This is a genomic window from Aeromonas sp. 600276 (assembly GCF_049175815.1).
In the GTDB taxonomy this organism is placed as follows: Bacteria; Pseudomonadota; Gammaproteobacteria; order Enterobacterales; family Aeromonadaceae; genus Aeromonas; species Aeromonas dhakensis.
In genome coordinates, this window is record NZ_JAAKVU010000004.1 from 24,354 (window position 1) to 46,936 (window position 22,583).

Here is a 22,583-nt window from a genome sequence, read left to right on the forward strand (position 1 = left end):
CCCCCTGAGGTGCCCCCTTTTCGTTGTTGTCAGAAGCTCAGGCCGGGAGACAGCTGATCCGGCATGGCAGCCTTGCTGTCTTCGACGGAAGCGACCGGATACGCACAGTAGTCGGCGGCGTAGTAGGCGCTCGCCCTGTGGTTGCCGGAGGCACCGATACCGCCGAACGGGGCGGCACTGGAGGCACCGGTGATGGGCTTGTTCCAGTTGACGATGCCGGCGCGAATGCGCTTGAAGAAGTGGTTCCAGTCCGCCTCGCTGTCGCCGAGCAGGCCGGCCGAGAGGCCGAAGCTGGTGGCGTTCGCCTTCTCGATAGCGGCATCGAAGTCGTCGTAGCGAATGAGCTGCAGCAGCGGGCCGAAGTACTCTTCGTCCGGCAGCGCGCTGACTGCGGTCACGTCTATGATGCCCGGGGAGACGAAACCGGTGCCTGCTTCCAGATGCTTGAGGGAGAGCAGACTCTCGCCACCGAGGCGCTGCAGGTTGACTTGCGCCTCGACCATGCCGAGCGCTGCCTTCTCGCTTATCATGGCGCCCATGAACGGCTGCTCGGCGGCGTCATAGAGGCCGACCTTGATCTGGCTGACCACCTCTACCAGGCGCTTGACCAGGGTATCGCCCCGCTCGCCGCGCTCGACAAACAGGCGACGCGAGCAGGTGCAGCGCTGGCCCGAGGTAATGAAGGCGGACTGCACGATGGCATGGACGGCGCCGTCGATGTCGCTCACGTCTTTCACGAGCAGCGGGTTGTTGCCACCCATCTCCAGGGCCAGGATCTTACCCGGCTGGCCGGCAAACTGCTGGTGCAGGAAGTGACCGGTACGGGACGAGCCGGTGAAGAAGAGGCCGTCAATGTCCGGATTGCCGGCCAGCGCCTTGCCGGTGTCGACCTCGCCCTGCACCAGGTTGAGCACGCCCTTGGGCAGCCCCGCCTCCTGCCAGATCTTCAGCATGGCCTCGGCCACCATGGGGGTCAGCTCGGAGGGCTTGAACACCACGGTATTGCCAGCGATCAGCGCCGGTACGATATGGCCGTTGGGCAGATGACCCGGGAAGTTGTAGGGGCCGAACACGGCCACGACGCCGTGGGGCTTGTGGCGCACGAACGCCTTGGCGCCCGGCATGGGGTTCTCCACCGTGCCGGTACGCTCGTCATGGGCGCGGATGGAGATGGCTATCTTGCCCTGCATGGCGGCCACTTCGGTGCGGGTCTCCCACAGCGGCTTGCCGGTCTCGCGGGCGATGGTCAGGGCCAGCGCCTCCTTGTGCTCGCCAAGCAGGTCGGCGTAGCGGCGCACGATGGCCAGACGATCGTCGAGGGCCAGATCGGACCAATGATAGAAGGCTTGGCGGGCGGCCTTGACGGCGGCATCCACCTGGGCGGCGCTGGCGGCCTCCCCTTGCCAGATCACCTGATTCTTGGCCGGATCCTTTGATTCGAACGGCTTGCCTTCACCGGCCAGCCACTGACCGTCGATAAACTGCACTAAATGAGTCATCCAATCACTCCCTGTGGTATGCAGGCAGCCGAGGCTGCCTGTTTCATATTCGGTTTCGTCGCCAGCCGGATCAGTCGAGATCGACGGCACGCACCATGTCGCCATCCTGCACCTTGAGCGCCGCCGCCATCTTGGGCGGAATGATGGCCTCGTGCTTGTCGAGATCGACCCGGATGTTGCCGTAGCAGGCGCGGTAGTGCTCGTAGCGGGTGTTGCAGATCAGGTGGGTCTTGCCGCCGATGGGCTCGCCCACCAGTACCCGCAGCTTCTGGCTGCGGCGCACGCTGCGAATGTTCTTCACGTCGCACTCGACAGTGGGGCCGGCATCGAAGATGTCGACATAGCCGCGATTCACGAACCCTTCGTCCTGCAGCATCTTGATGGCCGGGCGGGTCTTCTCGTGGGTCTGACCGATGACGGCGCGCGCCTCGTTGCTCAGCAGATTGACGTAGATGGGGTACTTGGGCATCAGCTCGGCGATGAAGCGCTTCTTGCCGATGCCGGTCAGATAGTCGACGGTGGGAAAATCCATCGAGAAGAAATGCTTTTGCAGCCACTCGTAGAAGGGGCTGTGACCATCGCCATCGGAGACGCCGCGCATCTCGGCGAAGACGGTTTCGTCAAACAGCTCGGGGTGTTCGGCCATGAACAGAAAGCGGTGCTTGGAGAGCAGACGGCCGTTGAGCCCCTCGCGGGCGCATTCGCGCAGAAACAGGGTGCAGAGCTCGGAATTGCCGGTGTAGTCGTTGGAGAGGGTGAGCGTCTCCACCACGTTGTAGATGCCGAGCTTGGGGGAAGAGTGCACCACCTTGCCGATGTGATAGTTGTAGAACGGCTGGGACAGGCCCACGGCCGCATCGATGGCGCAGGTACCAACCATTTCGCCGGTCTCCAGATCCTCGGCGACGAAGAAATAGAGGCAGTCACCCTTGCCCGCAGGCTTGTCCGAAAAGGTCTGGATGGAGGCGTCTATCTTGCGCTGCAGCAGTTCATCGTTGACGGGCAACGAGGTCATGCCGGTGCCGGATTCGATGGCACAGGTCTTGAGACCGGCAAAATCTTTTTGCTCGATGGGACGGATAACCAACATAAATGACAACTCCCTTTCATTGACGACAGGTGGGGGCCCGGCTCCTGCCGGGCGGGTTCCCCACCTCAATTTGGATCAGGCGTTAACCACCTGGGCAACCGCTTTCTCGAACCGGGCCAGCCCTTCCTTGATGTCCGCTTCCGGAATAACAAGGGACGGCGCGAAGCGCACCACGTTGGTGCCGGCAACCAGCGCCATCAGGCCCTGATCGATGGAGGCCAGCAGGAAATCGCGCGAGCGTCCCTTGTAGTCGTCGTTCAGCACGGCGCCCAGCAGCAGGCCCTTGCCGCGCACTTCGCTGAAGCAGTGGTACTTGGCGTTGATGGCTTCCAGCCCTTCGCGGAACAGCTGCTCGCGCTGCTTGATGCCGCTCAGCACTTCCGGGGTGTTCACCACGTCGATCACCGCCTCGGCCACCGCACAGGCCAGCGGGTTGCCGCCGTAGGTGGAGCCGTGAGTGCCCACTTTCAGGTGGGAGGCGATTTCGGTGGTGGTCAGCATGGCGCCGATGGGGAAGCCACCGCCCAGCGCCTTGGCGCTGGTGAGGATGTCCGGCGTGACGCCCAGACCCATGTAGGCAAACAGATCGCCGGTACGGCCGACGCCGGATTGCACTTCGTCATAGATCAGCAGGGCGTTGTGCTGGTCGCACAGCTCGCGCACTCCTTTGGCAAACTCGTCGGTGGGACGAATGATGCCGCCCTCGCCCTGCAGCGGCTCCATCACCACGGCGCAGGTATTGTCGGAGATGACCTCGGCCAGTGCGGCCAGATCGTTGTAGGCCACGTGGGTGATGTCAGCGGGCTTGGGACCGAAGCCATCGGAGTAGGCAGCCTGGCCGCCGACGCTGACGGTAAAGAAGGTACGACCGTGGAAACCCTGATGGAAGGCGATGATCTGGGTCTTGTGGGCACCGAACTTCTCGATGGCGTAGCGACGGGCCAGCTTGAGGGCGGCTTCGTTGGCTTCGGCACCCGAGTTGCAGAAATAGACCTTGTCGGCGAAGGTAGCGGCGACCAGCTTCTTGGCCAGGCGCAGAGCCGGCTCGTTGGTCATCACGTTGGAGAGGTGCCACAGCTTCTCGCCCTGGGTTTTCAGGGCCTCTACCAGCTTGGGATGGCAATGGCCCAGGCCATTGACGGCGATCCCGCCGGCAAAATCCACATACTCACGGCCTTCCTGATCCCAGACACGTGACCCTTCACCACGCACCGGGATGATCTTGGCGGGCGCATAGTTGGGAACCATCACTTCATCAAACACTTCACGTGTCACTGCCAACAACTCTGACATATTGCTCTCCTTCGATCTGGCGACAGAATAATCCACCGCCCAAAAGTTAAATCCATGTAAACACATCGGCATTGTCACAGAAAAAAAGCTAAAAGTCTGCAACAAAGCGCGTTACAGGGAACAATGTTCGATTGCCCGTGAGATTTTAGGCAACCGCATTGCATAACGGCTCAGGGGGTGTTGGCAAGAGATAATTTGGACAGGGAGGCAGGTGAATAAAGTGTCAGGGAAAATATTTTTGGCCTCATCACGATTTTGAGAGGCCGATCACGACTTGTCAGGAATTTGCCAGAAAATTGGCCAGCAATTGATGGCCCTGTTCGCTCAAAATGCTCTCCGGATGGAACTGAACCCCTTCTATATTCAACTGCTTATGGCGCAGGCCCATGATCTCGTCCGGGCTGCCGTCGGCATGTTCGCTCCAGGCGGTGATCTCGAGACAATCGGGCAGGGTGTCGCGTTCCACGATGAGCGAATGGTAGCGGGTGACCCGCAGCGGGTCGTTGAGCCCCTTGAAGACTCCCTCCCCCCGATGACGGATGAGCGAGGTCTTGCCGTGCATCACCTGACGAGCGCGCACTACCCGGGCGCCAAAGGCTTGCGCCAGAGACTGGTGGCCGAGACAGACGCCGAGAATGGGAAGCTGACCGGCAAAACGGGAGATGGCCGCCAGAGAGATGCCCGCCTCGTTTGGCGTGCAGGGGCCGGGAGAGATCACCAGATAGCGGGGAGAGAGCCGGGCGATGGCGTCCAGCGTCAGTTCGTCATTGCGCTTCACCACTACCTCCTGTCCCAGGGCGCCAAAATATTGCACCAGATTCCAGGTAAAGGAGTCGTAGTTATCGATCAACAACAGCATGGGTCAACCAGGGCAGAGAATTAACGATCCAGATAGCGACCCTGCTCCATCTCGCGCTCGCGCTGGCACTCGGCCAGGTAGATGGCGGCGGCAATGGCGGGGATTTTGTGGTGCTTGTCGATGGCGTTGGAGACCATCAGTTGCAGGGTATGCAGGTTCTTGGCCTTGCGGAACTTGCGCAGCCAGTGACCCTTGTCACCCAACTCTTCAATCGTGGTATTTGATTCGACAGACATGCTAACTCTTGGGGCAGACGCCCGCGTTTGAAATTGGAAGATGAAAACAACGAATAGCAGGTCGGGTAAAACAAAGAAAGCCAGGCAAATACCCAGCTCTCTTCTACTACACCTTCCCAGTATGTCAGGCTCGAGGAACGAAGCCGACTACATCATATACGCTGGCCAGGGTTTTTTCAGCCCTTTCCCGCGCCTTTTGTGCACCTGCCGCCAAAATGGCCTGCAGATGAGCCTCATCCTGACGCAGCTCGTGGAAGCGCGCCTGGATCGGCTCCAGCAAGGCAACCACGGCCTCGGCGGTTTCGGTCTTGAGGTGACCGTACATCTTGCCTTCGAAATGCTGCTCCAGCTCGGGGATGGAGCGACCGGTCACCCCGGACATCAGGGTCAGCAGGTTGGAGACCCCCGGCTTGTTCTCCGGATCGAAACGCACCACCGCCGGCTCGTCGGAGTCGGTCACCGCACGCTTGATCTTCTTGACGATCTGTTTGGGATCTTCCAGCAGGCCGATGAAGTTAGCCTCGTTGTCATCCGACTTGGACATCTTCTTGGTTGGATCCTGCAGGCTCATCACCCGGGCGCCTTCGGTCGGAATGAAGGGCTCCGGCAGGGTGAACACCTCGCCGTAGAGGTTGTTGAAGCGGGTGCAGATGTCGCGGGTCAGCTCCAGGTGCTGCTTCTGGTCGTTGCCCACCGGCACCTGATTGGCCTGATAGAGCAGGATGTCGGCCGCCATCAGCACCGGATAGCCGAACAGGCCGACGTTGACGTTGTTCTCGAAACGGGCGGACTTGTCCTTGAACTGGGTCATGCGCGACAGCTCGCCCATCTGGGTGTAGCAGTTCAGGATCCAGCCGAGCTCCGCATGCTGCGGCACGTGGGACTGGATGAAGACGGTGCTCTTGGCCGGATCGATGCCGACCGCCAGATAGAGGGCGGCGGCGTCCAGGCAGGCCTTGCGCAGGGCGGCCGGATCCTGGCGGGTGGTGATGGCGTGCAGATCGACGATGCAGTAGAGGCAGTCGAAGTCATCCTGCATGTTGACCCACTGACGCAGGGCCCCCATGTAGTTGCCGATGGTCAGCTGGCCCGACGGTTGGGCCCCGCTCAATACGATAGGTTTAGTCATCAGAGTGTTGATCCTTGTTATTCGGCCTGCCTGGCCAGCTTATTCGGCCAGCAGCGCGTCGAGCTGGGCAAACTGCTCGCATACCCAGTCCGGGCGGGAATCTGCGATGGGACGGCCATAGTTGTAGCCGTAGGTCAGCCCCACCACCTTCATGCCGGCAGCCTGGGCGGCCAGCACGTCATTTTCGGAGTCGCCCACCATCAGGGTGCGCGACGGGCTGACGCCCAGCTCGTGGCAGGCCAGCAGCAGCGGTTCCGGACTCGGTTTCTTGACCGGCACGCAGTTGCCCCCCAGCCAGAGCGCGAAGCAATCGGCGATGCCGAGGGCATCGAGGATCGGCTGCACGAAGTGGCTCGGCTTGTTGGTCACGATCCCCTGCCGGTAGCCCAGCGCCTGCAGGCGGCGCAGGCTCTGCTCGACCCCGTCATACATGGCCAGCCCTTCCAGCAGGCAAGCCTGATAGTGGCGGTCAAACAGCGGACGGGCGCTGGCAAACAGCTCAGGCGCCGCGCGATAGTCCAGCGCCCGCTGGATCAGCTTGTCGGCACCGTTGCCGACCCAGGTCCGCACCACGGCCTCGTCGGCCTCGGCCAGCCCGAGTTCGGTCAGCGTACGGTTGACCGCCAGCGCCAGTTGCGGAGCGCTGTCGATAAGGGTGCCGTCCAGATCGAACAGCACCAGGTCAAAATCACGTTCAGCGTTTGACATGAGAGAGCTCCGCCCGCATCTCGTCGATCACCGCCTTGTAGTCCGGGCGGCTGAAGATGGCAGAGCCGGCCACGAACATGTCGGCACCCGCCTGGGCAATTTCACGGATGTTCTCCACCTTGACCCCGCCGTCGATCTCGAGACGGATGTCACGGCCGCTCTCGTCGATCAGGCGGCGCACCTGGCGCAGCTTGTCGAGGGTACCAGGAATGAAGCTCTGGCCACCGAAGCCCGGGTTGACCGACATCAGCAGGATCACGTCCAGCTTGTCCATCACGTACTCCAGGCAGGTGAGCGGGGTGGCCGGGTTCAGCACCAGACCGGCCTGGCAGCCCTGCTCCTTGATAAGGCCCAGGGAGCGGTCGACGTGGTCGGACGCTTCCGGATGGAAGGTGATGAGGGAGGCACCGGCCTTGGCAAAGTCGGGAATGATGCGATCCACCGGCTTGACCATCAGGTGCACGTCGATGGGGGCTTCGATACCGTAGTCACGCAGGGCCTGACAGACCATGGGGCCTATGGTCAGGTTGGGCACATAATGGTTGTCCATCACGTCGAAATGGACCACGTCGGCACCGGCGGCCAGCACCTTGGCGACATCGTCCCCCAGACGGGCAAAGTCGGCGGAGAGGATCGAGGGGGCAATCAGAAAGTCTTTCATCAGCGTCATCCATTGGCAGCGTGGCAGAAAAAGCGGCGCAATTTTACCGCAAACGAGCGCCGAAAACGACCCGCACACGGTATGGAAAAAGCGGACGCCATCATCAACCGCGGGAGAGATAAAAAACGGCACCCAAGGTGCCGTCTGTCTCAGCCGAGTGGCGCCAGTTCGGCGTCGCTCGGGTAGTATCCCTGCTCCGGCTCGATGCCGGGCGGATAGAGCGCCAGCAGCTCGGCTACCTTATTGCGGGTGCCACCGTTGCGGCTGATGGTGCGCTTGACCAGGATCTCGTCGAGGCGGGCGCCGCGATAGAGTTCGCGGGTCAGCTCGATGTCGTGGTTGCTGATGAGCACGGGCACTCCTTTGCGAGCCGCGGTGTGGCGGGCCAGCCTGGCCAGCACGGCCTGATCGTCCAAGGTAAAGCCGCCGGCCGAATAGGTGGTGAAGCTCGCCGTGGTGGAAAGCGGCGCATAGGGCGGATCGCAATAGATGACCCAATCCTCTTCGGCGCGCTGGATGGCGTCGGCATAACTTTCACAGATGAAGGTCGCCTTCTGCGCCTTCTCGGCGAAGGCCCACAGCTCTTTTTCCGGGAAATAGGGTTTCTTGTAAGAACCGAACGGGACGTTGAAGCCCCCTTTCTTGTTGTAACGGCACAGGCCGTTGAAACCGTGCCGGTTCAGAAACAGGAACAGCAGAGCACGCTCGAAACTGGTATCAGCCTGATTGAACTGGGTACGCAGCCGGTAGTAGGCGGCCTTGTGGTTATGCTCGGCCACGAACAGCTTGCGCGCCTCGGCGATGAAGCTGTCCGGGGTCTGCTTGAGGTGGTTGTAAAGCCCGATCAGATCCGGATTGATGTCGTTGAGCACATAGGCGTCGTAGTCGGTGTTGAGAAACACGGACCCGGCCCCGACGAAGGGCTCCAGCAACACACGCCCGGCCGGCAAACGCTCGGCAATCTCTTCAACCAGGGAGTATTTTCCCCCGGCCCATTTTAAAAAAGCGCGTGTTTTTTTCATGGAAATCCGGTGTTAAGAAGGCATCGACCAAAAAAGGGGGGACGATTCTACCCCCTTCCCGGCCAAAATGGCTATTGCTTCAACTCTTTTTGTACCTGCGCAAACGACTTGGGCCAGGGTTGACCCTTCAGTAAGGCGGGCGACAGCTTGCGAATGGCGGCCTTGGCCTGGTTGCTGCTGGCGTAGTCCCCCTGCAGCACCACGTACCAAGGGCTGCCGCGGAACTGGGTCTGATAGACCCAGATCTTGCCGGCCAGACCATTTTCGGCCACGAACTTGTCGACCGCCTTGGTGTTGCTCGCCCCCATCAGCTGGATGCTGTAGTGGCTGCGCGGCTTCTTGTTCAGGGTGGCAGCGGGGGTCAACGCCACCTTGGGTGCAGGAGTCGCCACCGGCTCGGCGGCAGCCGGTTTGACCACCGGCTTACTGGTAGCCTGCGCGGGCTGGGCCTTGGCGGCTGTTGCCGGCTGGGCAGCCTGGGCGGTGGCATTGGGTGTGGCCGCCTGCTTGGCAGGCGCATCCTGGGTGGCTGCCGCCCGGGAATCAGCACCGGTCAGCTCATCCACCACCGCCGTGGGCAGGGCTCCGCTGACGTTGGGCTGCTTCATCAGCTTCTCGACCACCTCGTCGGAGATCACCACCCGGCGCCCCTCGTAGTTGGTCGATTCGGTGGTAACCGTGTCGCTCTCCACCGCCTTGGGCAAGGCCTTGGCATCGGGCTGCCAGTCACGAACCACACCACCCTGATTGGTGGCGGCACCATCATTGTTCACACTCTGATTGCCGTTCTGGCTGGTGTTGCTGCCGCCGACGGTGAGCGGATCGCCACCCGACACCGGGATCGACAGCGCCGTGCTCTGGGCGGGTTCAGACACGGCCCCTTTGTCGTCACTGCTGAACAGGGCCGGCAGCAGATAACTCAGGGCCAGCAGGCCGCCGGCAACCAGTGCCAGCAGGGTCGCAATCTTCTTGACGGGCAACTCGGCCTGACGTTTCTTGGGCCTTCTGTCGGTCATGATATCCTCCAGTAACTGCATGATGGTGGACGGATGTCCATTCGCCACTTTCAGGATCTCTTCCACTTTCGGCTTGGGCAAGAGGGCTGTCGGGATCTTGAGCTCTTTGGCCTTCTCATACAAGAAGATACGTTGTTCGGGGGCGCTCAGTGGCGCGACTTCCAGCTCCAGTGCCGGCATGGCACGCCCTTTGAGCAACGCCTTCTGGGTGCGACACCAGACGTCACTGCCGGACACCATGATCGCCAGCTGATGGGGCACAGCCAGGGTGTCGTTGTGGCGGCACAGGCTCCACAGCTCGCCAACCAGTTCGGCAGGCAGCTCGTCTGCCCGTTCGATCAGCAGCAGCAATGTGGCCGGTTTGCCCTCCAGCATGCGAAAGAAGCTGTCTGCCAGCGCATCCTGTGGATTGAACAGCGGGCGGGCCACCACTTGGGGCAGCAACAGCTGACGCACGTCCACCATCTTCATGGCCGGACTGCCGATCAGGCTGGCGACGCGGACTTTTTCAGGCAGACGATCGAGCATGTCCTGGCACAAGGTGCCGCGACCACTACCGGGTTTGCCGGAAAGAAAAATGAAAGGATGATTGAATTCAATCAGATGCAGCAGCCGGTCAACCAGCTGCCGCTGGGAAGGAAGCTTCAGCAGTTTATTTGTCACGACCAGACTCGATCACCGCCAGCAGTTCAGCATCGGAGACATCGGCCACTACCTGGGCATGACCGATGCCAACCGGCAGCACCAGACGCAGTTTGCCTTCCAGCACCTTCTTGTCGCGACGCATGTGGCGAATGAAGGCGGCAAAATCCATCTCGGGCGGGGCCTGTACCGACAGATTGGCCGCCAGCAGCAGCGCCCGGATACGGGCTACGTCCTGCTCGGTCACATCGCCACGGGCCTGTGCGGTCCAGGCAGCCAGCATGGTGCCCGCCGCCACGGCCTCGCCGTGCAGCCAGTTGCCGTAGCCCTTTTCGGCTTCGATGGCATGGCCGAAGGTATGACCCAGGTTGAGCAGGGCACGCACGCCATGCTCGGTCTCGTCCTGACCGACCACGTCGGCCTTGATTTCGCAGCAGCGGCGGATGGCATAGGCCAGCGCGGCCGGCTCCTGCGCCTGCAGACGGGACATGTTGGCTTCGAGCCAGCAGAAGAATTCGACATCCCAGATGATGCCGTACTTGATCACCTCGGCCATGCCGGCGGCGAATTCACGGGCAGGCAGGGTCTGAAGGCACTCGGTGTCGATGACCACGTGTCTGGGCTGATAGAAGGCCCCGATCATGTTCTTGCCGAGAGGATGGTTGACGGCGGTCTTGCCGCCGACGGAGGAGTCAACCTGGGAGAGCAGTGTGGTAGGCACTTGAATGAAAGGAATGCCACGCTGGTAGCTTGCCGCAGCAAAGCCGACCACGTCACCTATCACACCGCCCCCCAGGGCGATCAGAGTGGTATCACGGCCATGGTTGGTTTCCAGCAGAGCGGACATGATCCGCTCGAAGGTTGCCAGGTTCTTGTAGGCCTCGCCATCCGGCAGGATCAGGTGTTCAACCTGATAACCGGACAGCAGCTGGGTAATGCGCTCAAGATACAAGGGGGCGACAACGGTGTTGGTCACTATCATGACCCGCTTGCCCTTGATGGTTTGCGTCAGCACCTCTGCATGCTGCAACAGACCTGCCGCTATCTCGATGGGATAGCTGCGTTCACCCAGTTCGACCTTCAACCTTTCCATGGACGTCCTCTTGATTACATGCCGATCAACTTGACGATTTGATTGGCAACAACTTTTGCGCTCTGGTCATCAGTCTGGATGACAAAGTCAGCCACTTCTTCGTACAGGGCGTTGCGCTCTTGCGCCAGACGTTCGAGTACTTCGCGCGGCGGCTCTTCGGTTTGCAGCAGCGGGCGACGTTTGTCACGTTGCGTCCGGGCCAGCTGCTTCTCAATGGTGGTCTCGAGGTACACCACGATGCCGCGAGCAGAGAGTTTGTTGCGTGTTTCACGGCTCTTGATGGCACCGCCACCCGTTGCCAGCACGATACCCTGCTGTTCGGAAAGGTCACCAATGACCTTCTCTTCGCGGATCCGGAAACCCTCTTCGCCTTCAACATCGAACACCCAGCCGATATCGGCACCACTGCGGCGCTCAATCTCATGATCTGAGTCGAAAAACTCCATATGCAGTTGTTCTGCCAGATGTCTACCTATGGTGCTCTTGCCCGCACCCATGGGACCTATCAGGAAAATATTGCGTTTCTCAGCCATGTCTTTTCGTTAGTAATTACAAACTGTACGACCCCGACAAACTCTCGATCGGGGTACCTATGAACCTTATCTTGCGATGGATCAGGAGGGGGATTATCTCAATAGAAATCAGGACTGGCAACCGCAGCCCTTACGCCCCAGCCTCATTGGGGCGTAAGGTTATATGTGTTTTACCTTCACATGTAAAGTCTTCAGAAAGTCTCGGTCACTATCTTCGGTGTCACGAAAATCAGCAGCTCCCGCTTTTTGTTCGCACTGGTCGTCTTGCGAAACAACACCCCCAGACCCGGGATATCACCCAGCAGGGGAACCTTGGTCACATCGTTGGTAATGGTCTGCTGATAGATACCGCCCAGCACCAGCGTCTCGCCATTGTTGACCAGCACCTGGGTGGTGATCGACTGGGCATTGATGGAGACGGCATCGCCGGTACCGGTAGGTACGGTTTCACCCTTGGTGTCCTGGGTCACGGTCAGATCCAGGATCACCCTGTTGTCAGGGGTGATCTGCGGCGTCACCTTGAGACTCAGCACTGCCTTCTTGAAGGTGACCGAGGTAGCCCCGCTGGAGGAGGACTCCACATAGGGTATCTCGGTCCCCTGTTCGATCAGCGCCGGCTTCTGGTTGGCCGTGGTCACCCGGGGACTGGCGATGATCTCGGCCTTGCTCTCCTTCTCCAGAGCCGACAACTCGAGATCCAGCAAGGTGCCGTTCGCCAGCCGCGCCACCTGGAAGGCCAGGGTACCGGCGGCATTGGTCACCGGCAGGTTGACGTTCAACCGATCGTCCACCCCGGGGCGGGTAATGGTCGAGCCACCGTTGTTGTTGCCGGAACCATCATTGCCCTCGATGGAGCCCGAGGTACTGTTGCCGTGACCGTCGTTCTTGGTCACCCCCCAGCGCACCCCGAGAGCCTCGTCGAAGCCATCGTCTATGGTCACCATGCGCGCTTCGATCACCACCTGCTTGACCGGGATATCCAGAATATCCAGCATGCGCTTGATGTTGCTGATGACGTCGGCGGTGTCCTTGACTACCAGCACGTTGGTCCGCTCATCCACGCTCACCGCCCCCTTGGCAGAGAGCAGCTTGGTGCTTTCAGACGAAAGCAGCGCCGCCACCTCGGATGCCTTGGCATAGTTTATCTGCAGATATTCGGTGTAGAGCGGGGCCAGATCGGCGACCTGATTGCGGCTCTCCAGCTGCTGTTTCTCGCGGGCGGCAATCTCTTCCGCCGGTGCAACCAGCAGAATGTTGTTGTCCAGCCGCTTGTCGAGTCCACGCACCTTCAAGATGATGTCGAGGGCTTGCTCCCAGGGCACCCCATCCAGCCGCAGGGTGATGTTGCCCGACACCGAGTCCGTGGTCACCAGGTTGAGATTGTTGAAGTCCGCGATGAGCTGCAACACGGTTCTGACCGGAATATCCTGGAAATTGAGGGAGATGGGTTTGCCCTGATACTGCTTGCCGGCACTCGCCGCGGTGCGCTTTTTCACCTCGACGATGAACATCTTGTCCGCCTGGTCGTAGCGATAATCAAACTGGCCGTTGACCGACAGCTCGAACAGGGTGTCATTGCCCTGGCGAAACACCTCAACCTGAGAAACAGGGGTGGCAAAATCCTGCACATTGATCAGATTGAGCAGGTCGTCCGGAACCCGGGTGCCGTGAAACTTGGCCAGCACAGTCTGACCGCGGCTGCTGACGTCCACGGCGGCTGAGCTGTTATCCAGCGTCACCAGAAATTCCCCCTGTCCGTCCTTGCCACGTCGAAAATCCACGCCTTTGACGGAGTTGAAGTAAGCGCCACTGGCCGAAGTTTGCGGGGTTGGCAACACAGGTTTGCTGGCAACCGGCGCCGCCACCGGAGCACTCTGGCGAGCAAGCTGCTGGCTGTTGATCAAGGCCGACGAGGTTACCGGCTGGGTATTGATAAGGGCGGACGAGGTCGGCTGGGAAGCCACCAGTCCGGAGGAAGAGGTCGTGGTTGGCAATGGCATGGCCGCCTTGTCCCCCAACGCAACTAACAGCTTGTTGCCCTGCTGGTGCACCTGATAGGGAGTCAGTTGATCGAGCGCAATCTTGATATCGAGACCCGCCCCCTTGCCCTCTACCTTGATGTTATCCACCCCCTGCTGCTTGATGGGCAGGGGATTCACGTTGAGTGCCCCCACCGCCCCCGGCACATGCAGCAGCAACTGGTTGGGTTCATAGGATAGCCGATCGGTAAACCCGCTGACCGGTTCACTGAAACTCAGCTCCAGCAGCAGTTGATCGGCCATCAGCGGATTGACTTTGACCTCCTGCAGGGTGGCCACCGCCCAGGCCTGGCCCCATGCACCGACGCAAAACAGCAGGGCCACTCTGGTTGCCTTACCTATTGTTGTTCTCATCGCAGTTCATCCCTGATTATCGTTTTGCTTCAAGATTGGCCATGCCCAGCTGGGTTTCTCGAGTCACCCAGCATCCCTTGCCGTCCGGTATAGTCTCAATCAAATCCACATAAGTGTCAGTGATCCTGATCACCCGCCCCTGATCCAGCCCCATATGCTGGTTGAGGCCCACTCGGATGGACTGACCATCCGGCGTTCTGATCAGGGCCCAGAGCTGCCCCTGCTTGCCAAGGGAACCCTGCATGCTCAGGCTGGCCAGTGAATAGTTCTCCAGCACCTCTTTCTCTCTGTTGGCGACAATCTGGGCGCAATCCGGTTTCACCTTGGCATCCGTCTTGGCACTGCTGGCCTCGGGCTGGGGAGCGATGAAGGGACTGCGCTGATCACTGAGATGATAAGCCATGGGAGAGAAGGGCTTTATTTCGGGAAGCGGTTCAATGGGAACCGGCTTTCTGGCCTTCACATCGGCCACGTAATTATCCATGTCATCCTGACCGCCGCAGGCCGTCAGCAACAATGCCGGCAACAGAACGCAGAGTATCCTCATTTTTTCTGCTCCACCGTCTTGCCGTTGTATTTATAGGTCTTGGCCAGCATCGACATGGCGATCATGTCATCCTGCTCCTTGCCCTGACCCAGTGTGAACGACTCCAGAATGACAATCCTTGGCAAGGCCGCCATGTCTGCCGTGAACTTGCCGATCTCATGATAGGTGCCCACCACTTCTATTCGCATGGGCAGCTCGGTGGAAAACTCGTGCTTGATCTCCGGCTCCCAGTTGATGCGATTCAGCTTGAGGCCGTTGTCGGTGGCAATGAAGCTGATGTCATCCAGCAGCCCGGCAACCTCATGGGTATTGGGCAGCTGTTTGAGCTGGGTATCGACCAGTTGTTCAAGCTGCACCATCTGCGCCTTGTAGGCACCGAGGTTGGCAGCCAGCATCGCCTTGCTCTCAAACTGTGACTTGAGCTCTGCCTCCTTGTCGGTTTCCTGGGTCAGCAGAGTCAGCGACTTGGCAATCACGTAGTAATAGATGGCCCCCCCAAGCAGGGCGCAGAAGAACAGAATGAAGATCCCCTTGGCCAGTTTGGGCCAGCTGGCGATATTGTTGAAATCCAGTTCGTTGAGCTGTTGCAGGTTCATTTCTGCCCCTTAGCCATGTCGAGGCTGGCTCCAGCCGCCACGGCGACCTTGAACATCATGGAAAACTGGCTGAGCGAAACTGGTGCCACATCAGCCGCAAAGATGGTGCTGATCTGCGACTGTCCAAGCCAGCCGGAACCATCGATGCGACGCATCATGCTGGCCACCCTGCCATAGGCTTCGGTCTTGCCGTTCACGTCGATCCGGTTGTCCTGCAGGGCCAACGTGTTGAGATACACCCCATTGGGTACCAACGAAGGCAACTGGTTGAACAGACGAACCGGCAGATTGCGACGCATCTGCAGATGCTCGATCAACTGCATGCGGTCAATCAGCTCCTTGCGCCGCTCCTTGAGCAGACGGATCTCGCCAAGCTGGGCATCGAGAATGGTCATCTCCTGCTGCAGACGCTGGTTGCGCTGCTGCTGATGGCCGATCTGCTGTTCCACCAGCCAGTCGGCGGCAAAACCGAGGGACGCCGTGATGGCCATGAAGATACCGAGCATGACGCCGAACTGCTTCTTCTGACGCAGCGCCCTGGCTTCACGCCAGGGAAGGAGGTTTATATTTGACATGGCGTGAAGCTCCTCAATGCCAGACCCAGCGCCGTCATGTACTTGGCACCATGGGCAGCGACCTCTCCCTTGGGTTTGCCGAACAGGGTAAAGGGATCGGGATGCAACACCTCGCAGCTGAGCTCGTTGCCAATCTGAGCCGCCAACCCGGGCAGCAAACTGCCCCCTCCGCTCAACACCAGTTTGGAAAGCTCCCGGTGGCCGGAAGAGCTGCAAAACAGCTGGACGTTACGCCGCACCTGCTGCAACAACGCATTCATGTGGGGCAGCAACACATCCAGCTCGTGATCAACTGGCAACTTGCCCTGCAGCTTGGCCTGCTCGGCATCATCCAGAGAGAGGCTGTAGAAAGAGGCCAGCGCCTGGCTGTATTGGTCACCGCCAAAGTTCTGCAAGCGGGAGTAGATCACCTCCCCCTTCACCAGCGCGGCAAATGTCATGGCGCTGGCGCCGATGTCGATGACACCGACCGGTTTGTCCCACTCCTGCAACTCAGGCAGACAGGCGAGTACCGCCCGCCCCAAGGCGTGTGCCCCGACATCCACCACCTTGGTGGTCATGTCGGCTTCCGCCAGCGCGGTGACCCGACCATTCACGCTCTCGGTGCGGGCCGCGCTCAGCAGCACCTCCTGACGCTCCTGATCGGCGACCTTGCCCAGGATCTCGAAATCCAGGCTCACTTCATCGAGGGGGAAAGGGATGAGCTGTTCGGCCTCAAGCTGGACCTGATTTTCCAGCTCGCTTTCACTCAGGCTGGCATCCACCTGAATGACCTTGGTGATCACGTTGGAGCCGGTGACGGCAGTAGCCACATACTGGCTGCTGCCCGAGATGAGGCGCTTGAGACTCTTGAGAGACTGGCCGACCCGCTCGATATCCTGCAGCTGATAATCGACCAGGGTGCCTTTGGGAGTGGCAACCTCCGCCACGGATTCGAGGTGCAGCTTGCCGGGACGGCCGGTGATGGTCACGGCCTTGATGGTCTGACTTCCAAAATCAATGCCTGCCAGTGGAAGCAGAGAACCCTTGTTGAATAGCCCAAACATATACACATCCATGCGTTATATGGGTTTTAGGATTGATTGTAGGACAGCTAATCAGAAGATGATGGCTTAACTCATCCTAAATGCTCTATCTATCAATGTCATAAAGTTTATGCCGAAAAGTGATGCAACTCGCTTTCCGAGCCGCGCCCTCCTCCCCTTGGTTATTGAGTCGCAGAGTGCTAACCTCCCGCCTCTTCTCGAGGAACCGGACCATCGTCAGGAAAACCTCGAATTCACGAAGGCAAAAGGGCTATACTCTGCGCCCGTTGGCTAATTTTAAGACGATTGGTAGTTCTTCCATGCTGAAATGGCTCGTACGCCTGTTTATTGTCATGATGCTGGGTGCTGTGCTGGGTGTTGCCAGCCTCATCGGTATCTACTTCTACATCAAGCCCCAGTTGCCGGATGTGACCGCACTGCGCGACGTCAAGCTGGCCACCCCGATGAAGGTGTACAGCCGGGATGGGGAATTGATCTCCCAATTTGGCGAAATTCGTCGCATCCCCCTGCATCTGGATGAAATTCCCCAGTCCATGATCGATGCGGTGCTCGCCACCGAAGATGCCCGCTTCTACGAGCACCCCGGCATCGACCCCATCGGCATTCTGCGGGCTGCCACCGTCTGGGCCGTCTCCGGCCAGGCACGCCAGGGCGCCAGTACCATCACTCAGCAGGTTGCCCGCAACTTCTTCCTGAGCAACGAGAAGACCCTGGTGCGCAAGATCAAGGAGGTCTTCCTGGCCTGGCGCATCGAGCAGAATCTCTCCAAGGACGAGATACTGCAGCTCTACCTCAACAAGATACCGCTCGGCTATCGGGCCTTCGGGGTCGGCGCCGCCGCCCAGGTCTACTTTGGCAAAGAGGTGAAAGAGCTCACTCTGGATGAGATCGCCATCATTGCCGGTCTGCCCAAGGCCCCCTCCATGCTGAACCCGATCCGTTCGCCGGAACGGGCCTTCGCCCGCCGCAACGTGGTGCTGGGCCGCATGCTGGAAACCGGCAAGATCACCCAGGCCCAGTATGACGAAGCCTCCAAGATGCCGATCAAGGCCCGTTATCACGGAGCAGAGACCACCCTCAACGCCCCCTATCTCGGCGAGATGGTTCGCCAAAAGATGGTGGAGCAGTTTGGGGAAGACGCCTACACCATGGGCCTGCACGTCTACACCACGGTCACCGCCAAGCGTCAGCGGGCTGCCCGTCAGGCTCTGCTCGACGGCGTGTTCGACTATGACACCCGCCATGGCTACAAGGGGGTGACCGCCCAGCTGTGGAAGAGCGGCGAGGCCGACTGGGATTACGACAAGATCATGGCCCATCTGGCCAAGCAGCCGACCTATCAGCCGCTGATGGCCGCCGTGGTCACCAAGCTGGGTGACAAGAGCGCGACCATAGTGCTGAAAAACGGCAAGCAGGCCGAGCTTGGCTGGAACGGCATCAAGTGGGCTCGTTCTTTCATCACCGACGATCGCCAGAGTTTTGCCCCGAAATCGGCACGGGACGTACTCAAGGTCGGCGCCCAGATCTGGGTACGGGAGAAGGGTGAAGAGCTGCTGCTCTCCCAGATCCCCGAGGTCAACGCCGCCCTGGTGGCCATGAATCCGCAGGATGGCGCCATCGAGGCGCTGGTCGGCGGCTTCAGCTTCGAGCTGTCCAAGTTCAACCGGGTCGATCAGGCACGTCGCCAGATAGGCTCCAACATCAAGCCTTTCCTCTATGCCACCGCGCTGGAGCAGGGCTATACCCTGGCCTCGCTCATCAACGATGCGCCGATCAACCAGTGGGATCCCTCCAAGGGCCCCATGTGGCAGCCCAAGAACTCCCCGGCCATCTATGACGGCCCCACACCGCTGCGCCTTGGTCTTGCCAAGTCGAAGAACGTGATGTCGGTGCGGCTGATGCGCGCCATCGGGCTGGATACCTATATCGACGGCCTGACCCGCTTCGGCTTTGCCCGCGACACCATCTCGCCCAACGAATCGCTGGCACTGGGCGCGGCCGAGTTCACCCCGCTGGAAGTGGTGCGCGGCTATTCGGTGCTGGCCAACGGCGGCTTCCAGGTCACCCCCTACTTCATTACCGAGGTGACCGACAGCTTCGGGGCGCCTCTCTATCAGGCCAATCCGGCCGCCGCCTGCCGCGATTGCGGCGTACTGGCCGCCGCCGGTCTGGACAGCGCGGATGCCTATGCCAATACGGCCCCCGACTGGAAGGCCCAGTGCCCCATCGATCCCGTCGTGCCCAACAATATGGCGCCGCAGACCATCAGTGCTCAGAGCGCCTTCCTGGTCACCGATACCCTGACCACCGCCATCTGGGGCGGCAATGGCTGGCGCGGCACCGGCTGGCGGGCGGCTCGCGATCTCAAGCGCCACGATATATCGGGCAAGACCGGGACCACCAACGAGTCGCGCGATGCCTGGTTCTCAGGCTATACCCCGAACCTGGTCGCCACCTCCTGGATCGGTTTTGACAACCACCAGCGTGGCCTGGGCCGGGCCGAGTTTGGCGGCGGCGCCGCACAGCCCATCTGGATCGACTTCATGAAGACGGCACTCAAGCAGATCCCCGAGCGCAAGATGCCGGTGCCGGAAGGGATCATCACGGTGCGCATCGACCGTGAAACCGGCCTGCTGACCAACCGCACCGATGGCAGCAGCACGGACGAGTTCTTCAAGGAAGGCACCGAACCGACCCGCTTCGCCACCCAGAGCTCGGATGGCAATCAGGTCTATGGCGGCGATGGCTCGGACACTGACGGCCCTGTCTCCACCGACGATATCTTCTAAGCAACCGCAGCAGACAAAAACCGGCGCCCAGGCGCCGGTTTTCTTTTGGTGAACACGAATGCGTTGTCGTCAGCCGAGCAGGCTTTTCATCAGGGTCGAGATGCGGGCCGCCAGCTCGTTGAAGCAGGGCCGGCGCACCGAGTAGTGGCGATAGAGCAGCGCTATGGTACGCCCCGGCACCGGATCGATCACCGGCCGGTAGCTCACGCCCCCCTCCTCGGTATTGGCAGGCACCGCTAGCCTGGGTACCAGCGTCATGCCGCTGCCGGCTGCCACCATGTTGCGCAGCGTCTCCAGGCTGGTGCCCTTGAAACGCTGATCCTCGCCGATGCCGGCTGCAAAACAGAAGCCCATCGCCTGATCCCGCAAACAGTGGCCATCGGCCAGCATCAGCAGCTTCTTGCCCTTGAGATTGCTGAGCGGCACCGCCTTGGCCTTCGCCTCCGGATGCTGCTCGGGCACCGCCAGCCACATGGGCTCCTGATAGAGAGGAATGGAGCCAAACCCTTCCATCCCCTCCAATTCGGCCAGGATCAGGCAGTCCAGCTCCCCCTCTTCCAGCCGTTTGAGCAGCACCTGGGTCTGCTCTTCATAGAGGTAGAACTCCAGCTTGGGAAAATGTTCGCGCAGATCCTGGATGATGTGGGGCAACAGATAGGGGCCGACGGTGGGAATGAAGCCGATGTGGATCTCGCCGGACATGGGTTCGGCAAAGTGCTGGCCTATGCTCTTGAGTTCGCGCACCTCTTTGAGCACCTTGCGAGCCTGCTGGGCCATGGCATCACCAGCCGGGGTAAACAGCACCTTGCGGGAGGTGCGCTCGATCAGGATCACCCCCAGCTCATCCTCCAGCTTGCGCAGCTGGCCGCTCAGGGTCGGCTGGCTGACGAAACAGCGCTCCGCCGCCTTGCGAAAGTGCTTCTCCTCTTCCAGCGCCACCAAATACTCGAGATCGCGAAGGTTCATACATCCAGAATCCTGCCAACCAATGGGGCCATTAGCATGCCCAAGAACGGCGGGAGGGACAAGGGATGGTGAGATTGGACAGACCATGCACAGGGGATAAATAAAACGGGCCCGGATCCTGGATCCGGGCCCGTCGGGTCAGCGTCGCCTCATCACACCCGGAAGCGGCGTACCAGCTCCTGCAGCTGGGTGGCCAGATGGTTCAGGTCGTTGCAGGCCTGCGCCATCTGGGTCGCCCCTGCCGCCACCTCTTCCGAGGCATGGCTGATATTGACCACGTTGCGGTTGAGCTCTTCACTCACCGCCCCCTGCTCTTCGGTGGCGGTCGCAATCTGGATGTTCATGTGGGAGATGCTCTCCACCGAGCCGCTGATCTCGGAGATGGATGCCCCCGCCTCGCGCGCAGTACTGACGGTGGAGTTCATCATGTCCTGACTTTGCTGCATGGTGGTGCCGGCCTGCTCGGCCCGCTGCTGCAGCTCGGCAATGATGGTGTTGATCTGGGAGGTGGAGTCCTGGGTCCGTTTCGCCAGGGTACGCACCTCATCGGCCACCACCGCAAAACCGCGTCCCTGTTCCCCGGCCCGGGCCGCCTCGATGGCGGCGTTAAGTGCCAGCAGGTTGGTCTGCTCGGCGATCCCGCGAATGACCTCCAGCACCATGCCGATGTTGCGACTGTCGTCCCCCAGCTGGCGGATCACCACGGCGGTACTCTCGATGGCACCGGCCACCTGTTCAATGCGCTTGATGGAGTCGTTGACGGTGCGGGCCCCCAGCTCGGCGGTGCTGCTGGCGGCGCTGGCGGCACTGGCGGCATCGCTGGTGTTGCGGGACACTTCCTGCACCGTCGCCTGCATCTCGTTCATGGCGGTGGCCAGCTGGTTCAGCTCGTGCTGCTGGCTGTTCATGTTGTTGGCGGACTGACGGGCAACCGCACTGATCTCTTCGGCCGCTGAGCTCAGTTGCACCACGGAGCCGGAGACTTCACTGACCAGAGTGCGCAAGTTTTTCTGCATCTCGCCAAAGCCCTTGGCCAGTTGACCCAGCTCGTCATTGTTGAACTGGCTGGCATCAAGATGAGCCGCCAGATCGCCGGCTGCCACCTTGCGGGTCTGCTCCAGCATCGCCATGACCGGGTTGCGGATCTGGCCAGTCAGCAACCAGGCCACCACCACCACGAACAAGACGGTGATGAGGCTGACGATGATGCTCATGGTGCGCGAGCTGCTGTAGAGGTCGGCAACTGCCTTCACCATGCTGTCGGCAAGCTCGTTGTTGATCTCGCGCAGACGATAGGATTTGGCCCCAGCCTCTTCCAGTGCGACACGGGTTTCGTTCCGACGCAGACTCTTCACTTTATCCAGATCACCGCTGGCAAAGGCCGCCATCAGCTCTTCATGTACGGCGAAATACTTGGCACCGGCGGCCAGCAACTGCTCGTAGGTCTGTTTCTCTTCGTCCGTGCTAAACGGCAGTGAACCATATTTTTGCGCAGCGGTGTTGAACTCCTCCTTGGCCTTGTTGAAGGTCCCGGTACGTTCGCTCACCTCCTGCGGATCCTGGTTGAGGCCACCAATCACCTGAGCAAGCTCAGAGCGACGAGCATCGAGAATGGCCACGTGCATCTGGCTGGCATAACGGGTCGATGGCAACAGGTTGCCCGAGATGGTGGCGGTATCGGCATAAAGGTGGGACAGCTGAGTGATGGAGAACCACGCCAGCCCCACCACGAGCAGGGCCAATACGGCAAAACCGGCGCTCAACTTCTGACCTATAGACATATTTTTGAACATGATTGGTATCCTTGGCGGCTAGACGCAAGCCCCTGACATCGAACGTCCGGGCTATCCCCATAGAGCATAGCGCGATGACTGCAAGCGGATGATTTTC

Annotated in this window: 20 protein-coding genes; 1 reads left to right on the plus strand and 19 read right to left on the minus strand. The window is 60.4% G+C overall.

Annotated elements, in window-relative coordinates; genetic code table 11:
* Positions 1-29: 29 nt before the first annotated feature.
* From astD to tapM, 17 genes are all read right to left on the minus strand, one after another.
* The gene (gene astD, locus G5134_RS05005) at positions 30-1,499 is read right to left on the minus strand and encodes a succinylglutamate-semialdehyde dehydrogenase (RefSeq protein ID WP_065016837.1); all 1,470 of its coding nucleotides are present in this window, start codon (positions 1,497-1,499) and stop codon (positions 30-32) included.
* A gap of 70 nt (positions 1,500-1,569) precedes the next feature.
* Entirely contained in the window at positions 1,570-2,589 is a 1,020-nt protein-coding gene (gene astA / locus G5134_RS05010) for an arginine N-succinyltransferase (protein WP_421231915.1), read from the minus strand.
* A gap of 75 nt (positions 2,590-2,664) precedes the next feature.
* Positions 2,665-3,882 carry an aspartate aminotransferase family protein gene (locus G5134_RS05015; protein ID WP_065016836.1) on the minus strand — a complete coding sequence of 406 codons (1,218 nt, stop codon included), beginning with the start codon at positions 3,880-3,882 and terminating at the stop codon, positions 2,665-2,667.
* Positions 3,883-4,159: 277 nt separating this feature from the next.
* Positions 4,160-4,741 (minus strand): aminodeoxychorismate synthase component II, encoded by a 582-nt coding sequence (locus tag G5134_RS05020; RefSeq protein ID WP_017765005.1) that lies wholly within the window; start codon positions 4,739-4,741, stop codon positions 4,160-4,162.
* 20 nt (positions 4,742-4,761) lie between these two features.
* Positions 4,762-4,977 carry a hypothetical protein gene (locus G5134_RS05025; protein ID WP_005298403.1) on the minus strand — a complete coding sequence of 72 codons (216 nt, stop codon included), beginning with the start codon at positions 4,975-4,977 and terminating at the stop codon, positions 4,762-4,764.
* A gap of 124 nt (positions 4,978-5,101) precedes the next feature.
* Positions 5,102-6,106 carry a tryptophan--tRNA ligase gene (gene trpS / locus G5134_RS05030; RefSeq protein WP_005298400.1) on the minus strand — a complete coding sequence of 335 codons (1,005 nt, stop codon included), beginning with the start codon at positions 6,104-6,106 and terminating at the stop codon, positions 5,102-5,104.
* 39 nt (positions 6,107-6,145) lie between these two features.
* Positions 6,146-6,814, minus strand: coding sequence for a phosphoglycolate phosphatase (locus G5134_RS05035; RefSeq protein ID WP_005298398.1), 669 nt, complete (start codon positions 6,812-6,814; stop codon positions 6,146-6,148).
* Positions 6,801-7,475, minus strand: coding sequence for a ribulose-phosphate 3-epimerase (rpe, locus tag G5134_RS05040; protein WP_010633199.1), 675 nt, complete (start codon positions 7,473-7,475; stop codon positions 6,801-6,803). Before rpe ends, G5134_RS05035 begins: the two co-directional genes overlap by 14 nt.
* Positions 7,476-7,624: 149 nt before the next feature.
* Positions 7,625-8,497 carry a Dam family site-specific DNA-(adenine-N6)-methyltransferase gene (locus G5134_RS05045; RefSeq protein ID WP_017765003.1) on the minus strand — a complete coding sequence of 291 codons (873 nt, stop codon included), beginning with the start codon at positions 8,495-8,497 and terminating at the stop codon, positions 7,625-7,627.
* Between the two features lie 71 nt (positions 8,498-8,568).
* A complete protein-coding gene (locus tag G5134_RS05050; protein ID WP_065016835.1) occupies positions 8,569-10,176 on the minus strand; it encodes an SPOR domain-containing protein in 1,608 nt (535 codons plus the stop codon).
* A complete protein-coding gene (aroB, locus tag G5134_RS05055; protein ID WP_421231916.1) occupies positions 10,166-11,248 on the minus strand; it encodes a 3-dehydroquinate synthase in 1,083 nt (360 codons plus the stop codon). Before aroB ends, G5134_RS05050 begins: the two co-directional genes overlap by 11 nt.
* A 14-nt stretch (positions 11,249-11,262) precedes the next feature.
* The gene (aroK, locus tag G5134_RS05060) at positions 11,263-11,781 is read right to left on the minus strand and encodes a shikimate kinase AroK (RefSeq protein WP_005298388.1); all 519 of its coding nucleotides are present in this window, start codon (positions 11,779-11,781) and stop codon (positions 11,263-11,265) included.
* A 191-nt stretch (positions 11,782-11,972) separates the two neighbouring features.
* Entirely contained in the window at positions 11,973-14,174 is a 2,202-nt protein-coding gene (locus G5134_RS05065) for a type IV pilus secretin PilQ (RefSeq protein ID WP_065016834.1), read from the minus strand.
* A 16-nt stretch (positions 14,175-14,190) separates the two neighbouring features.
* Complete coding sequence (locus G5134_RS05070; RefSeq protein WP_017787950.1) at positions 14,191-14,721, minus strand: pilus assembly protein PilP; 531 nt, start codon at positions 14,719-14,721, stop codon at positions 14,191-14,193.
* On the minus strand, positions 14,718-15,317 hold the full coding sequence (gene tapO, locus G5134_RS05075) for a PilO family type IV pilus biogenesis protein TapO (RefSeq protein ID WP_005298374.1): 600 nt from the start codon (positions 15,315-15,317) through the stop codon (positions 14,718-14,720). Before tapO ends, G5134_RS05070 begins: the two co-directional genes overlap by 4 nt.
* Complete coding sequence (tapN, locus tag G5134_RS05080) at positions 15,314-15,892, minus strand: PilN family type IV pilus biogenesis protein TapN (protein ID WP_017787952.1); 579 nt, start codon at positions 15,890-15,892, stop codon at positions 15,314-15,316. The genes tapO and tapN overlap by 4 nt, the downstream gene beginning before the upstream one ends.
* A complete protein-coding gene (tapM, locus tag G5134_RS05085) occupies positions 15,880-16,950 on the minus strand; it encodes a PilM family type IVa pilus assembly protein TapM (protein WP_082969887.1) in 1,071 nt (356 codons plus the stop codon). Before tapM ends, tapN begins: the two co-directional genes overlap by 13 nt.
* A gap of 287 nt (positions 16,951-17,237) precedes the next feature.
* Between tapM and G5134_RS05090 the strand changes: the two genes are divergently transcribed.
* Complete coding sequence (locus tag G5134_RS05090; RefSeq protein WP_010633193.1) at positions 17,238-19,727, plus strand: penicillin-binding protein 1A; 2,490 nt, start codon at positions 17,238-17,240, stop codon at positions 19,725-19,727.
* Between the two features lie 69 nt (positions 19,728-19,796).
* Here G5134_RS05090 and oxyR read toward each other — a convergent pair whose 3' ends face one another.
* Both oxyR and G5134_RS05100 read right to left on the minus strand, forming a co-directional pair.
* The gene (oxyR, locus tag G5134_RS05095) at positions 19,797-20,693 is read right to left on the minus strand and encodes a DNA-binding transcriptional regulator OxyR (protein WP_065016832.1); all 897 of its coding nucleotides are present in this window, start codon (positions 20,691-20,693) and stop codon (positions 19,797-19,799) included.
* A 152-nt stretch (positions 20,694-20,845) separates the two neighbouring features.
* Positions 20,846-22,486, minus strand: a complete 1,641-nt coding sequence (locus tag G5134_RS05100) for a methyl-accepting chemotaxis protein (protein ID WP_024941162.1) — start codon at positions 22,484-22,486, stop codon at positions 20,846-20,848.
* Positions 22,487-22,583 lie beyond the last annotated feature (97 nt).

What these genes read in the sequence shown, in the direction of transcription:
- G5134_RS05015 (WP_065016836.1), bottom strand. Translation starts at nt 3,882, where the DNA reads ATGTCAGAGTTGTTGGCAGTGACACGTGAAGTGTTTGATGAAGTGATG.
- G5134_RS05100 (WP_024941162.1), bottom strand. Translation starts at nt 22,486, where the DNA reads ATGTTCAAAAATATGTCTATAGGTCAGAAGTTGAGCGCCGGTTTTGCC.
- tapN (WP_017787952.1), bottom strand. Translation starts at nt 15,892, where the DNA reads ATGTCAAATATAAACCTCCTTCCCTGGCGTGAAGCCAGGGCGCTGCGT.
- G5134_RS05035 (WP_005298398.1), bottom strand. Translation starts at nt 6,814, where the DNA reads ATGTCAAACGCTGAACGTGATTTTGACCTGGTGCTGTTCGATCTGGAC.
- G5134_RS05020 (WP_017765005.1), bottom strand. Translation starts at nt 4,741, where the DNA reads ATGCTGTTGTTGATCGATAACTACGACTCCTTTACCTGGAATCTGGTG.
- G5134_RS05025 (WP_005298403.1), bottom strand. Translation starts at nt 4,977, where the DNA reads ATGTCTGTCGAATCAAATACCACGATTGAAGAGTTGGGTGACAAGGGT.
- aroB (WP_421231916.1), bottom strand. Translation starts at nt 11,248, where the DNA reads ATGGAAAGGTTGAAGGTCGAACTGGGTGAACGCAGCTATCCCATCGAG.
- oxyR (WP_065016832.1), bottom strand. Translation starts at nt 20,693, where the DNA reads ATGAACCTTCGCGATCTCGAGTATTTGGTGGCGCTGGAAGAGGAGAAG.
- astA (WP_421231915.1), bottom strand. Translation starts at nt 2,589, where the DNA reads ATGTTGGTTATCCGTCCCATCGAGCAAAAAGATTTTGCCGGTCTCAAG.
- G5134_RS05070 (WP_017787950.1), bottom strand. Translation starts at nt 14,721, where the DNA reads ATGAGGATACTCTGCGTTCTGTTGCCGGCATTGTTGCTGACGGCCTGC.
- rpe (WP_010633199.1), bottom strand. Translation starts at nt 7,475, where the DNA reads ATGAAAGACTTTCTGATTGCCCCCTCGATCCTCTCCGCCGACTTTGCC.
- aroK (WP_005298388.1), bottom strand. Translation starts at nt 11,781, where the DNA reads ATGGCTGAGAAACGCAATATTTTCCTGATAGGTCCCATGGGTGCGGGC.
- tapO (WP_005298374.1), bottom strand. Translation starts at nt 15,317, where the DNA reads ATGAACCTGCAACAGCTCAACGAACTGGATTTCAACAATATCGCCAGC.
- trpS (WP_005298400.1), bottom strand. Translation starts at nt 6,106, where the DNA reads ATGACTAAACCTATCGTATTGAGCGGGGCCCAACCGTCGGGCCAGCTG.
- G5134_RS05045 (WP_017765003.1), bottom strand. Translation starts at nt 8,497, where the DNA reads ATGAAAAAAACACGCGCTTTTTTAAAATGGGCCGGGGGAAAATACTCC.
- G5134_RS05090 (WP_010633193.1), top strand. Translation starts at nt 17,238, where the DNA reads ATGCTGAAATGGCTCGTACGCCTGTTTATTGTCATGATGCTGGGTGCT.
- tapM (WP_082969887.1), bottom strand. Translation starts at nt 16,950, where the DNA reads ATGGATGTGTATATGTTTGGGCTATTCAACAAGGGTTCTCTGCTTCCA.
- astD (WP_065016837.1), bottom strand. Translation starts at nt 1,499, where the DNA reads ATGACTCATTTAGTGCAGTTTATCGACGGTCAGTGGCTGGCCGGTGAA.
- G5134_RS05065 (WP_065016834.1), bottom strand. Translation starts at nt 14,174, where the DNA reads ATGAGAACAACAATAGGTAAGGCAACCAGAGTGGCCCTGCTGTTTTGC.